The 12591-nt window shown below is 67.4% G+C and carries 11 protein-coding genes; 9 read left to right on the forward strand and 2 right to left on the reverse strand.

Going from position 1 to position 12591, the window contains the following annotated elements; translation table 11 throughout:
* The first annotated feature begins 4 nt into the window (after nt 1–4).
* From ACOGI7_RS12960 to ACOGI7_RS12980, 5 genes are read left to right on the forward strand one after another with little or no spacing between them, the layout of a single operon-like run.
* Nucleotides 5–1300 (forward strand): acyl-CoA dehydrogenase family protein, encoded by a 1296-nt coding sequence (locus tag ACOGI7_RS12960; RefSeq protein ID WP_419849173.1) that lies wholly within the window; start codon nt 5–7, stop codon nt 1298–1300.
* On the forward strand, nt 1297–1551 hold the full coding sequence (locus ACOGI7_RS12965; protein WP_419849174.1) for a hypothetical protein: 255 nt from the start codon (nt 1297–1299) through the stop codon (nt 1549–1551). Before ACOGI7_RS12960 ends, ACOGI7_RS12965 begins: the two co-directional genes overlap by 4 nt.
* A gap of 28 nt (nt 1552–1579) precedes the next feature.
* Nucleotides 1580–3025: a hypothetical protein gene (locus ACOGI7_RS12970; protein WP_419849175.1), complete on the forward strand. Its 1446-nt coding sequence runs from the start codon at nt 1580–1582 to the stop codon at nt 3023–3025.
* Nucleotides 3026–3034: 9 nt separating this feature from the next.
* Nucleotides 3035–5029 carry an ATP-binding cassette domain-containing protein gene (locus ACOGI7_RS12975; protein WP_419849176.1) on the forward strand — a complete coding sequence of 665 codons (1995 nt, stop codon included), beginning with the start codon at nt 3035–3037 and terminating at the stop codon, nt 5027–5029.
* Nucleotides 5029–7797 carry an ABC transporter permease subunit gene (locus ACOGI7_RS12980; protein ID WP_419849177.1) on the forward strand — a complete coding sequence of 923 codons (2769 nt, stop codon included), beginning with the start codon at nt 5029–5031 and terminating at the stop codon, nt 7795–7797. Before ACOGI7_RS12975 ends, ACOGI7_RS12980 begins: the two co-directional genes overlap by 1 nt.
* On the opposite strand, the gene ACOGI7_RS12985 is transcribed toward ACOGI7_RS12980, so the two are convergent.
* Together ACOGI7_RS12985 and ACOGI7_RS12990 are read right to left on the reverse strand one after the other, a co-directional pair.
* Nucleotides 7775–8581, reverse strand: coding sequence for an SDR family NAD(P)-dependent oxidoreductase (locus tag ACOGI7_RS12985; protein ID WP_419849178.1), 807 nt, complete (start codon nt 8579–8581; stop codon nt 7775–7777). The two genes, ACOGI7_RS12980 and ACOGI7_RS12985, sit on opposite strands and share 23 nt — an antisense overlap.
* A gap of 66 nt (nt 8582–8647) precedes the next feature.
* The gene (locus ACOGI7_RS12990; protein WP_419849179.1) at nt 8648–9607 is read right to left on the reverse strand and encodes a hypothetical protein; all 960 of its coding nucleotides are present in this window, start codon (nt 9605–9607) and stop codon (nt 8648–8650) included.
* Nucleotides 9608–9687: 80 nt separating this feature from the next.
* Here ACOGI7_RS12990 and ACOGI7_RS12995 point away from each other — a divergent pair, with 80 nt between their 5' ends.
* Genes ACOGI7_RS12995 through ACOGI7_RS13010 form a run of 4 tightly spaced genes read left to right on the forward strand, consistent with a single transcriptional unit; the run spans nt 9688 to nt 12531 of the window.
* A complete protein-coding gene (locus ACOGI7_RS12995) occupies nt 9688–10143 on the forward strand; it encodes a hypothetical protein (RefSeq protein WP_419849180.1) in 456 nt (151 codons plus the stop codon).
* Nucleotides 10140–10958 carry a DUF3891 family protein gene (locus ACOGI7_RS13000; protein ID WP_419849181.1) on the forward strand — a complete coding sequence of 273 codons (819 nt, stop codon included), beginning with the start codon at nt 10140–10142 and terminating at the stop codon, nt 10956–10958. The genes ACOGI7_RS12995 and ACOGI7_RS13000 overlap by 4 nt, the downstream gene beginning before the upstream one ends.
* Nucleotides 10955–11857, forward strand: coding sequence for a hypothetical protein (locus ACOGI7_RS13005; protein ID WP_419849182.1), 903 nt, complete (start codon nt 10955–10957; stop codon nt 11855–11857). Before ACOGI7_RS13000 ends, ACOGI7_RS13005 begins: the two co-directional genes overlap by 4 nt.
* Complete coding sequence (locus ACOGI7_RS13010) at nt 11854–12531, forward strand: hypothetical protein (RefSeq protein ID WP_419849183.1); 678 nt, start codon at nt 11854–11856, stop codon at nt 12529–12531. The genes ACOGI7_RS13005 and ACOGI7_RS13010 overlap by 4 nt, the downstream gene beginning before the upstream one ends.
* The last annotated feature ends 60 nt before the right edge of the window (nt 12532–12591 follow it).

Here is a 12591-nt window from a genome sequence, read left to right on the forward strand (position 1 = left end):
GGCAGTGGCAGCTGAGGCCAAGGGCCGGGCAACCGGCGAGTTGCTGGTGGAGGACATGACCGACGCCGAGCGCGAGCGGGCCTTTCGGGTCGATCAGGTGCTGTCCGCGTTGGCGGAGCGAGCGGTGGAGGCCGACCGCACGGGCGAGTTTCCCCTCGAGCACGTCCGCACCATCTCCGAGGCAGGCCTGTTGGGACTCACCGTTCCCACCGCCTTTGGAGGGTTGGGCGGCGGGCTGCGCGATCTGGCCGCGGCCACCTTCGCCATGGCCACCGCCTGCCCATCGACTTCGCTGGCCTACTTCTTCCAGTGCAGCGGCTCGTCTCGGGGCCTGCTGCCTTTGGCCGCCATTGAGGCCGGTTTGTTCGCCGACGACGAGGTGCCCATCGTGCGGGCGTTCGGCGAGAAGGTGCTGCGCCGCATGGGGGAAGAGGGCCGATGGGTGGCCAATTTCGCCAGCGAGTCGGTGCGGTCCAAGAACGCCGCCGTGACCATCGCCACCGAGGCGTCCCGCGCCGATGGCGGATGGCTGTTGAACGGGGTCAAGTCGTTCGGCTGCGCCACCGGAGTGGCCGACGACTACCTGGTGACGGCCAAGCTCGACACCGGCGACACCGCCGAGTTCTTGGCGGTGTTCCTGATTCCCCGAGACACGCCGGGGGTAAGCGAGCGGGCCAAGTGGGACGCCATCGGCATGCGGGCCACTGCCACCCACGGCATCGTGCTGGAGGACGCCTTCGTCCCCGACGAGAATGCGCTTACCGTGCCGGGAACATTTGTCAAGATGACCCAGGTGAGCCGGGGGAGCTTCGTCGGCAACCAGGTGGCCCTGTCGTCGGTGTACATCGGCGCGGCGCAGGCAGTACATGACTTCGCGCTGGACTTTCTCACTACCACCACCTACCACGGCACCGACGAGCCCATCGGCGGCAGCGACCTGCACCGGCAGCTCATCGGCAAGATGCGGGCCCACCTCGACACCGCCTACCTCTGGGCTCGCCGCCAGATCCTGCTGGAAACGGCCGACACTGAGATCATCCCCAAGGACGATGTGGTGGCCAACTGGCGGATCGCCAAGGGGGAGATTGCCGACAACTGCTTCCAGGCCGCAGTGCAGGCCCTCAAGGCGTGCGGCACCGGCAACACCGGGATGACGGGCGCAGTCTCCCGGGGCTTGCGCGACCTCTCGATGGGGTTAGTGCAGGGCTTTCCCGCCGAGCGGGGCCGCCTGGAGGCAGCCTCGTATCTGGTGTTCGGCAAGGAAGGCGATCAGTTCGGCACCACTAGGGGCACCCAATGAACCCGCTGCGGAAGCTCCCCTGGTTCTTCCCCGGGATGGGAGCGTTCCTTTACTTGACGGGGATGAACGACGAGTTCCTGCACATTGTGGGGGACCTGTGGCTGGACGTCGGCCGCTGGGGACAGACCGGCTTGGTGATCGCCCTTCTCGCCCTGGTGGCTTATTTCACGCTGGACGCGCTCAACCGCCGGCGTTCGGCCTACCGCTCGGCGGTCCGGGCCGCCGACACAACCCGTTCTGCCCGAATATGAACTTCAGCCCTATGAAAAGGTGTGTCCGATGATCTCTTTCGCCAATCGCCGCTCTTCATCGCTCCTTTCTCGGACGCTGGGACTGCTGATGGTGACCTTGCTGGTGGCCGCGGCCTGCTCACAGGAAGCCGACGATGCACCCTCGGCCCCGACCGCCGCCCCCACCGCGGCCCCGACCACAGCCGCAGATCCCGATGTACCCGATGCACCCGACGAACCAGAGGCACCGGCCCCTGAGCCCGAGGACACCACCGGCGGCTTGGCGCCCGCCGGACCGGACACCCCCGGTGTCTCCGATGACACCATCACCATCTCGTTCATTATCACCGACACCTCGGCAGTGGCTGCCGCCTTCGGCTGGGAGACCCCAGATGAGGGCGACCGCGAGGCCCAAGTAGCGGCACTGATCGACCACTTCAATGCCACTGGCGGCATCGCCGGTCGCCAAATCGAGGCCAAGGTCACCGTGTTCAACGCCATCACCGACAGCCCGATATCCGAGGAAGCCCTGTGCAACGCCATCACCCAGGACGACAAGGCCTTCGCAGTGGTGATGACCGGCCAGTTCCAGGAGAACGCCCGACCCTGCTATCGCAACGCCAACACCCTCATGTTCGATGCCACGCTGTATCCGGTGGACAACGCGGGGTTCGAGGAATTGGCCCCCTACTACTGGTCACCGATGCTCCCTTCCTATGACGACCTGGTGGGCGGCCTGGCCACGGGGCTCATCGAGGACGGCTGGTTCGAAGGGGGCACGCTGGGGATCATCGCCATCGACTCCGAGTTGAGCCAGCGGGTGTACGACGAGCAGTTCGCCCCCCGGCTGGCCGCCGCCGGAGTGGAGGTGGCCTCGTACAACACCATCGACCCCACCGACGGGACGTCGTTCAACAACGACCAACTCCAAGCCATCATCAACTTCAAGGAAGCGGGGGTGGACAAGGTGGTGGCCATCGGCGGATCTCGGCTGGTGTCGTGGTTCATCGACACCAGCATCACCCAGAACTACGCCCCCGCCTACGCCGTGACCAGCCACGACGCCCCCGAGTTCAACGTGTTCAACTACCCGGAGATGATGCCGGGGGCCAGCGGCATCAGCGTGCTGCCCGGCTACGACGTGAAAGACGACCAGTACCCGTTCCCGGCCAGCCCCGCCGAACAGGAGTGCGCCGACATCTTTGCCGATGCTGGTTTGGAGTTCACCGAGCGGGCCAACATCCGCACCGGGCTCATGTACTGCGACGTGCTGCGCCTGCTGAAGGCCGCCACCCCCCACATGACCGAGGTGAGCGCGCAGGGGGTCACCGACGCGCTGTGGGCCCTGGGCGACTCTTTTGAAGCTGCGTCGGTCTACGGGGTGGAGTTCACCGAGGGAAGCTACGCCGGAGGGGATCTCTACCGACGCTTCCGGTTCGACTCCGACTGCGAGTGCATGGCGCTGACCGGCGATCCGGTGGACTTCGACGGGTAATCGGCCGCCATGGTCAAAGAGCCTGAGGGGCGACCGGGCAACCCCCGCCTCTTGGCCGCGGTCTCCTGGCAGGGGGCGGCCTTGGCCTCACCGCTGCCGATTCTGCTGTTCCACCGAGCAGAGATCGCCGAGCGCCTCGACCGGCTGGGGGCGCTAACCGGAGAAGCTGCGCTGCTGGGCGCAGTGGCGGTGGTGGCCGCGCTGATCGTTCCCCGTTTGCGCGACAGGCTCCCCGCCGGAATGCTGCTGATGCTCGGCGGACTGGTGGCCGCGGTGGGCCTGGGGCTGATGGCTTGGACGATCGAGCTGACCCTGTTCACCGTCGGCGGCGTGCTGCTGGCCGTAGGAGCGGCCCCTGGTCTGGTGGCCCATCGGGTTCTTCTGACCACCGATGTCCTCCCCGCCGACCGGTTCCGCACCATGTCGTGGTATTGGGCCGCGGTGGCCACCGGCGCGTCGTGGCCGCTGCTGGTTCGCATTTTCAGCCCGGTTGACTACGACACAATGCTGTGGATCAGCGCCGCGCTGTCGCTGGTAAGCGCGCTTTTGGTGGGCCGTCACGCCTTGGCCCACGACGAGGACCAAGAAGTCGAGGTGACCGTTGCCCGCGTGGATGTGCCCTGGGCTCGGCGGTCCTACGGGGCAGCCTTCGCCGTGGGAGCGGTGGTGATCGGCGGCGCCGACGCCGCCCAATCGCTTCTGCTGGGGGAATGGCAGCGCAGCGCCGCGCAGAACGCCGCGGTGCTCGCCGCCGGATCGGGAGCGGCCGCACTTATCAGCCTGTTCGGCCCGTGGTATCACCGGCTGCACCGGTTGGGGGGCAGCCGCCGATCAGATGCCATCGGCACCCAATTGCTGATCGCTGGCGCACTGACATTCCTGGGCGGCCTGTCGTTCACTTACATCGGGCTGGTGGTGTGCTGGTTGTTCGCGGGCGGGGCCATCGCCATGGCCGCCGCCGGGCTGGACGCCGCGGTGTTCCCGGCTCTGGCCCCCGCAGTTCGACGAGCGGTGTCCGCCCGCCAGGTGTTCTGGGTTGGCGCGGGCGGGTTGGCTGGCGCGCTGGTCAACGCCCAGGTGATCGGGGCATGGTCGGACCAGTGGAAGATCGGATGGCTGGGCTTGCCCTTGTTGGTGGCGGGCTGGGCCATTCGTCGGTTTGCCGCCCCGGCGCGCGAATCCGAGACCGCGGTGGCGAAAGCCCAGGCCGCTACCGTGCCTCGACGGGTCTATGACGCGGGCTCCAGTTCTCCGCTGCTATCGGTCGAACAGGTGTCGGTGGCCTACGGATCGGTGCAGGTGCTGTTTGAGGTGGACCTCCAAGTGGAGGAGGGCGCAGTGGTCGCCTTGTTGGGCACCAACGGCGCCGGGAAGACCACGCTGTTGCGGGCCATCTCCGGCCTTGAGCCCACCATCGGCGGTCGCATCGTGTACGCCGGGCTGGATATCACCAAGACCCGCCCCACCTGGCGGGTCGGCATGGGGTTGCACCAGATCGTCGGAGGCGAGGCCGTGGTCGGCCCCCTCACCGTGGCCGACAACCTCAGCCTCTTCGGCCACGGGGTCGGCCGAACTCAGCGCGACCAGGGAATTGCTGAGGCCTACGGCCTCTTTCCCCGCTTGGCCGAGCGGTCGAGCCAGCGGGCGGCCACCCTGTCGGGCGGCGAGAAGCAGATGCTCTCGTTGGCCAAGGCCATCATCGCTCCACCCCGCCTACTGCTGATCGACGAGTTCTCGCTGGGCTTGGCCCCAACGGTGATCGCCGACCTGCTGCCGGTGGTCCGGCGCATCGCCGACCAGGGAGCGGCGGTGCTGCTGGTGGAGCAGTCGGTGAACATCGCATTGTCGGTTGCCGACCACGCCTATGTGATGGAGAAGGGCGAGATCGGCTATTCGGGCCCCGCCGAGGAGCTCCGTTCCCGACCCGACCTGTTGCAGGCCGCTTACCTCGAAGGCCTGGCCCAGGCTCTCCGCCACGAGGGCGGCGAAATCGGAGCGCAGTGATGGGCTCGTTCGACGTCTCCGGTCCGCTGTTGCTGCTGGGAACCATCTTCGGCTTGGGATACGCCCTGCTGGGCATCGGGCTGGTTCTGGCCTACCGATCCAGCGGATTCATCAACTTTGCCCATGGCTCCATCGGCTTGGTGGCCGCCTCGATGATGTCGGTGGTGGTCAAGGACTACGGGGTGCCCTACTGGTTGGGCTTTGTCGGTGCCCTGATCGTGGCGGCGCTGCTCGCGGCCGGAATCGAGTCGTTCGTGGTTCGAAAGCTGGCCGCCGCACCCAAGGTGCTGGCGATGGTCGCCACCCTGGGGGCGGCCGAGGCGCTGCTGTTGCTGTCGCTGTCGTTCTCCAAGGGGGGCCTGGGCGGGGGCAACTTCCCCCAGCCGCCGGGATTCCCCCAATTCGACCTCACCGTGTTCGTGTCGCCGTCGGCCACCGCGCTGTTGTGCCTGTCGCCGGTGGTGGTCGGCGGGCTCTACCTGTTCCTCCAGAGGAGCCGATTCGGCCTCGCCATCCGGGGGGCGGCGGCCAACCCCGACTCGGCCACATTGGCCGGGGTGGATCCCCGGCACATGGCCATGCTCTCGTGGGCGCTGGCCGGGGGCATCGCCGCCTTCGCGGCCATGCTCATCATCCCCAACCAGTCGACGGTCACCGCCGACGCGCTTGGCCCCGACTTCATCATCCGCGGCCTGGCGGTGGCGGCCCTGGCCCGATTCGCCAACCTTCCCGTTGCGCTCCTCGCCGGGCTGGGAATCGGATTGGTCGAGCAGATCCTGGCGTCCAATCCCGAGGCCACCGGCTGGTTCGAGGTGGCCCTGTTCCTGCTCATCCTGGTTGGGGTGGCCATGCAGGTGCGCGTGGGCCGAGAGCTTTCGGAGCGCTGGTCGAGCCTGTCGCCCAGTCGCCGCTTGCCCGACTCGTACCGCGACATCTGGTTGATCCGAAACCTGGGCTGGGTTGTGGGGGGTGTCGCCGCCGTGGCCGCCGCGCTGGTGCCGCTCGGGATCAGCAACCGCTCGGCGTTCGTGCTGTCCACCATCGTCGCCTTTGCCACCATCGGCATCTCGGTGAGCTTCCTGACCGGCCTGGCCGGCCAACTGTCGCTGGGCCAGGTTGCCTTCGCCGCCATCGGCGCGGTGGCCGGTGTTCGGGTGGCCGTCGACACCGGCAGCCTGCTGCTGGGCCTGCTGTGCGGCGGAGCGGTCGGTGCCGCGGCGTCGGCCGCAGTGGGGCTGCCCGCCCTGCGGGTGCGGGGCCTGCTGCTGGCCATCGCCACTCTGGCCTTCGCCTTGGCCACCTTCAGTTGGCTGCTCCGCCAAGACTGGGCGTTCGGCGCCGGTTTGTCGTCGCGTCCGGCCAGTGTGCTCGGAATCGACCTCACCACCTCCCGGGCCTTCTACTTCGTGGCGCTGGCCGTGTTCGCCGGCGTGCTGGCCGTTGCCCACGTATTGCGCCGATCCTCGTTCGGGCGCTCACTGGTGGCGGTGCGCGACAACGAGGCCGCCGCCCGGGTGTTGCAGATCGCCCCTCGGCGTCTGCTGTTGCAGGCCTATGCCTTCGCCGGGTTCGTGGCCGGAATCGGCGGCGTGATTCTGGCCATGAGCAACACCTTCGTCACCCGCAGCATCTTCACCCCCAGCGACAGCATCAACGTGGTCTCGCTCGCCGTCATCGGCGGCCTCTCGGAGCTCACCGGCCCCCTGTTCGGTGCGGCCTATCTGATCGGCATCCGGGAGTTCTTCGACCTGGAGCTCTCGGCCTTGGCCGGGTTGAATGCCGCCTGGCTGATCTTGATCCTGGAACAGCCTCGGGGCTTCCACGGGCTTCTGGAAACCACTCGGCGCAACCTCATCGACCAGATCGCCCGGTTGCGGGGTGTCGACCCGGTTGCAGCCCGAGACGAGGGGGCCGAGTACGAGGCTGGCGCGGCTTCGGTGGTGTCCGCAGAGTCAGCCCAGCCCACAAGATCTGGCGGGACGGTGCTGGAAGTTATGGGCCTCACCCGCAGCTTCGGCGAGTTGGTGGCGGTTGACGATGTGTCGTTCACCGTCACCGAGGGCGAGACGCTTGGGCTAATCGGGCCCAACGGTGCCGGCAAGACGACAGTGTTCGAGCTGGTCAGCGGGTATCTGCGCCCCCATGCGGGCACGGTGTTGTTCGAGGGCGTCGATGTCACCGGACTGCCGCCGGAGGCCCGCAGCCGCCGGGGTCTGGTGCGCTCCTTCCAGAACGCCCCGCTGTTTCCCACCATGACTCCCCGCGACATCGTCTTCCTGGCCAACCAGCGGGCGCACCAGCACGGCTTCGTGGTGGGCGGCTCGCGCACTGAGCGGGAGCTTGAAGACCACACCTCCGACACGCTGGCCATGTTCGGCCTGAACCGGTTGGCCGATCAGCCGGTCAGCGTGCTGTCCACCGGCACCCGGCGCCTGGTGGAGCTTGCCGCCAACGTGGCCCTGCGCCCCCGCCTGCTGCTCATGGACGAGCCGTCAGCCGGCATCGCCCAAGCGGAGACCGAGGCGTTGGGGACGGTGATCGCCCAAATCCGCCAGGCCTACGGCATCACGCTGGTGGTGATCGAGCACGACATGCCGCTGCTGACCTCGGTGTGCGACCGCCTCATCGCCCTAGAGGTGGGGGCGGTGATCGCCGAGGGCACCCCCGCCGAGGTGCAGGCCGATCCCGCGGTGGTGCAGAGCTATCTGGGAGGCGACCCCACTGCCATTGCCAGAAGCGGATCGATCACGCCCCCTCCACGTCAGTAAACAGGTCGCGCCTGCGGAACGAAGCGGTCATGAACCGGGCGAAGGCCTTGCGTCGGGTCAGCCACACCACCCGAGCCCCCGACTTGTCGGCGGCCAGGATGTGGTCGGCCAGCCAGGGGGTGACGGTGTGGACGTGGTCGCCCAAGATGTTGAAGATCTTCTTCGACTTCTCCCACTGCTCTGAGGTGAGGTCGTAGTCCCCGGTGAGCAGGTCGGTCACCACGATTCCCGGCGACACAGTGCATACCTGCACGGGAGTATCGGCGGTGTCCTTGCGCAGGGCCTTCTGGAGATAGCGGACCGCCCGCTTGGTGGCCCCGTAGGCCGCCATGCCCGACTGGGTGGCGCCGTCGGAACCGAACCCCTCGGTGTTCCACACCTGGCCGTGGCCCTGGCCCACCATGTTGGCGATGGCCGTCTTGCTGGCCAGCAGCGCGCCGGTGAGGTTGGTGTTGACCAGGGCAGCCAGGTCGCTGTCGGGCTGCTCCCACAGCGGCTGGCGGGCGATGCTGACGCCCGCATTGTTGATCCACACGTCAACCCCGCCAAAGGCATTGACGGTGCGGTCCCACAGCCCCTGGAGCTGTTGGGGATCGGTGATGTCACAGGCCGAGCCGCACACCTTGGACTGGCCGTAGTACTGGCCTAACTCGGCCACGACTTCCTCCACCTGGCCTGCCGACCGTCCGCTCACCGCCACTTGGCATCGGCGCTTCAAGAACTCTCGGGCCAACCCGTTGCCGATCCCCCTCGTGCTCCCGGTGATGACGATGCGCTTGGTCACTTTGGGCTCCTCCTATTGCTGCCGGTGATGACGATGCGCTTGGTCACTTTGGGCTCCTCCTATTGCTCAACGTCGTTCCCAGTGACTGACTGACGACTGGTCGACCAATTGCTCCATATTGGCCCGACTCGGCCGGCCCAGGCTGGCGGCGGTGAACGCGGCGATGAGGTCGCCGAGCAGTTCCCGGATGGCTGGGTCGGCGGTCGCGGAGTCGGACTCCAGGAAGGAGCGGCCGCTGGTGGTGTCCACCGGGTCGCAGATGGCGAAGTGTCCTGCGCCGGCCAACTCGACCAGCCAGGAATCTCCCTGCTGCCGATGAATGGCCTCGGCAAAGGTCCGCCGGACGGGGTCGTGGTCGCCGTCGTCGGTGCGGTAGCGGTCGCGGCTGGCCGCGATGACCCCGTCGTCGGCACCGCCCAGCAGCAGCATCGGAACTTTGGCCGGAATGGGCACGACGGCGGCCTCGCCATGCCCCAGAGCCGTGGCCACCATGGTGTGGGCGGCGTAGGCGAACACCGCCTGCAAGCCCGGCACCCAAGACGGATCGCTGTTGTGCAGCGCTGCCGTGCCACCCGCCGAATGGCCGCCCACCACCACTCGATCCAAGTCCACCTGTCCGGCCACCGGGCTGTGCTCATCGGCTGAGAGTTCTGCCAGGCAGGCCAGCAACGGCCCGAGTGCGGTGGAGGAGGGCCGGGTGCCGATGGTGTCGGGGGCCAATGCGGCCAGGTCGAGACCAGGGGTGATGCCCCGCCCCGCCGGTCCCAGCGACCCGATGGCGGCAAAGGTCACCACGCACAGTCCCTCGGCCACCAGCCGGTGGGCCAGCCACCGGTAGCCGTCGGGGGCCACGTTGATGCCCGGCAGCAAGACGACGACAGGCCACGGGGCATCGGTGTCGTCGGCTGGAACCTGTCCGGTCAGGCGGGCCTCATCGAGGCGGCGGTCGTCGCCGGGGTAGAACAGCGTTCCCAGCGCGGCATCTCCGTCGGCGTCAAAGGAGAAGTGCAGCCCTCGGACGATCATGTGGCGCTCTTGGTCACGGCGTTGTTTCGCTCAGAGGAACACGGTTTCATCAAGTTCCAGCACACTCTACGATTCCCAAGGTGAGCGACACCAGAAACTACGGCCCGGCCTCGCCTCGGCCGTACCAGTGCTTTATGGGCCACTGGGAGGGGTTGTGCAAGAGCTTCACCCCCCACGGCGATTTCCTCGAATCCAGCGCGGTACACATGGACGTGTACTGGCTGGACGACAACACCTGGCACCTACACGAGCACTTCGAGAACCTCTACGGCGTGGGCGAGACCATCTTCGACACCCCGATCCAAGTCGACGGCAAGCGGTGCTTTGCCGACAGCGAGCAGCTCAGCCTCGAAGGGGCCGAGCTCACCCCGTACAACTACGTCTTCACCATCGACAGCCGGGTGAGCAACAACATCGTCTACAACAACCACTATTTCTTGGATCCGGACACCCGTCGCATCATCACCCACAAGGTGCGCGATGGCGCCACCAACCTGTTCCAGATCCAGGACTTCACCCGGGTGCAGCGGCCATGATCGTCCAGAGCGCCCCCGGAGGCGAGGCCGACGCCCCCCATTTCGTGATCGCCATGCACCAGCACACCGCCTTCGCCGGGTCGCTGGCCGCCAACTTCGGTAACAGCGAGTTCGACGGGCTCGAACCGGCCGAGCCGATGCAGTTCATCGTCGACCACCACGACCAGGGCTGGGCCGACCTCGACGCCCAGGCCCCCCAGAACCCCGACACCGGCCTTCCCTACAACCTCACGGCCACCCCGCTGCCTCAGATTGTGACCACATCGGCTGGGTCGCCGGCGTTCAACGAGGCCCATCACCCGTTCAGCGGCATCATCTCGTCGATGCACACCTACGGCCTGTACCGGGGACGGTACGGGTTGAGCGACAAGATCTTCTTGGACCTGATCCCCAACGACCTGCGCCCCGAGGTCGACGCCATGCTGGGCGATGAGGAGAGCCGCCAGCGCCGCCTGAAGGAGCAGTTGGCCGCCGACGATCCCGACCACGCCAGCGACGACTATCTGTTCCACGCCTACAAGCAGCTCCAGTTCTTCGACACCTTCTCCCTGTACTTTCACCTGGCTCCTGAAGGAGAGCGGGGCCCCTCAGACTTCCTCAACGTGCCCCGGGCAGTGGGCGACGACGTGACCATCTCGGTAGTCGAGCGTCCTGGCGGGGAATACGGGTTGGATCCCTACCCGTTTGGCGAAGACGGGCTTGAGCTGGCCACCGAAGGCCGGTATCTCGCTCCCCAGCCTCCCGGTACCGACCTCGGCGCGGTGCTGGCCGCCACGCCAGTGGCGACACAGACGGTTCGCCTGGTCGGAATGTGAGCAAGGGGTCGTTTTCCCAAGGAGTCGGCGAGTGGATCGGCGCGGCTGAGGTCTACGACGCCGATGGCCGCTTTGCCGGAATGGGGCGCGACACCCGATCAGTGAAGGCCGACGACCAAGCTGGTCGGGTGACGGTGGAGGTCGAGTTCGACGGGCCGTTCTCCCTGTCTGGCGTCTACACCATCGTCGACCACGGCTCGCACCGCACCTACGAAGGACCGCTCAACATCGGCTATGCCGAGGCGATGGGCGACGGCCTGGTGGTCGCCCACAACTACTGGCCCGACCTGGGGCTGTCGCAGCGCTTCTTCCTGATGGTGCTGCCCGACGGCACCCACCAGCTCTCGCTGGCCCTGCTCAGTCGGGGCGACCGGCTCCGCTGGACCGTGGTGGGGGAATACCAGCGCCAGGTTGACCCGTCGGATCCCAAGCCACCCCCGGTTGCACCAATGGACCCGCAGGCGCTGGGCGACGATCCCACAGCCGGCCGAGGCGAGCTGTTGCTGCTGCGGGCCGGCCGGTGGTCGGGCCAACTGCATCGCCTCGACGCCGACTACGCGCCCACCGGACCAGCCGATTACACCGAAACAGTCATTCAGCAAGGCGACTCGTGGGAGGTAGGACTCTCGGGCGCCGACTACTCCCCCGGCCTGACGTTCACCCTGTTGTCTGACGGCTGGACGGCGTGGACCCCGGAGGGCGATCTGATGGGCAGCGGCAGCCTCAGCGGCGGCCGAGGCTTCAGCGGACAGCTCCATCTCCACCGCCAAGGGCTTCGGGTGTGGCGACGCGAGGTGGTGTCGCGAGACGGCACTATCAAGGCGGTGCTCCACATCTGGTATCGGGGCGAGCAGCGCCTCGGAGCGGCCTACGGGGCCTTGGCCTTCGAACCGGCATGACCGAGAAAGACCGCTTCAGCGGCGACTGGTTGATCAACGAGTACGTCTACGACCCCGACGGCACCTTCCGGGGCGAGGTGGCCCAGCGCCGGATCGTCGAGCCCACCGGAGAGAACCAGCTGCGGGTGACCCAGCAATGCCATCCCTCCCCCGAACTGGCCGACCACCCCATGGCCGCCTTCGCCGGCGAGTGGGTATTCGATCTAGAGGTCGCCGGTGACCAGCGCCGCTATCTCGGCCCCGACGTAGTGGGCGTCGGCACCATGTGGCAGCCCGGCGCCCTCACCGGCCAAGGACTCTGGCCCCGCTTCGGCTACGAATTCGAGTCCTACAGCGTCCTCGTCGCCCCCGACCGCCAGCTCACCGGCGGCTTCTTCTCCCTAGCCGGACGCTCAGTAGCCGACATCATCGGCGTAGCCGTGCCCGAAGCCTCCAGCATCGAGCCCCGCCTCGACTTGTCAGCCCCCGCCCCCAAACCCAACGCCCACTGGCCCCTCCAAAGAACCGTCGGCCCCATGCTGGTAGCCGCCGACCAACCCTCCCCCACACACCACCGCCGCCTCTGGGCCATGCGCGACCCGATCGGAGCCACCGGCATCCAGATCACCGAAGACGTGGACGATGGGGGCCGCTCGGTATCGGTGACCGTTGATGGTCCACCTGCCCGGTGGTAGGTTGCCTGCACCACCCCTATCGCTTCGCCGGTAGGGTCGAGACCGCCGTCTAACGGCGGT

Source organism: Candidatus Poriferisocius sp., assembly GCF_965204145.1.
In the GTDB taxonomy this organism is placed as follows: Bacteria; Actinomycetota; Acidimicrobiia; order Acidimicrobiales; family Bin134; genus Poriferisocius.

Bases quoted from the DNA above. Each gene is read 5' to 3' on its own strand.
- ACOGI7_RS12990 (WP_419849179.1), bottom strand. From the start codon at position 9,607: ATGATCGTCCGAGGGCTGCACTTCTCCTTTGACGCCGACGGAGATGCC.
- ACOGI7_RS13000 (WP_419849181.1), top strand. From the start codon at position 10,140: ATGATCGTCCAGAGCGCCCCCGGAGGCGAGGCCGACGCCCCCCATTTC.
- ACOGI7_RS12975 (WP_419849176.1), top strand. From the start codon at position 3,035: ATGGTCAAAGAGCCTGAGGGGCGACCGGGCAACCCCCGCCTCTTGGCC.
- ACOGI7_RS12965 (WP_419849174.1), top strand. From the start codon at position 1,297: ATGAACCCGCTGCGGAAGCTCCCCTGGTTCTTCCCCGGGATGGGAGCG.
- ACOGI7_RS12970 (WP_419849175.1), top strand. From the start codon at position 1,580: ATGATCTCTTTCGCCAATCGCCGCTCTTCATCGCTCCTTTCTCGGACG.
- ACOGI7_RS12980 (WP_419849177.1), top strand. From the start codon at position 5,029: ATGGGCTCGTTCGACGTCTCCGGTCCGCTGTTGCTGCTGGGAACCATC.
- ACOGI7_RS13010 (WP_419849183.1), top strand. From the start codon at position 11,854: ATGACCGAGAAAGACCGCTTCAGCGGCGACTGGTTGATCAACGAGTAC.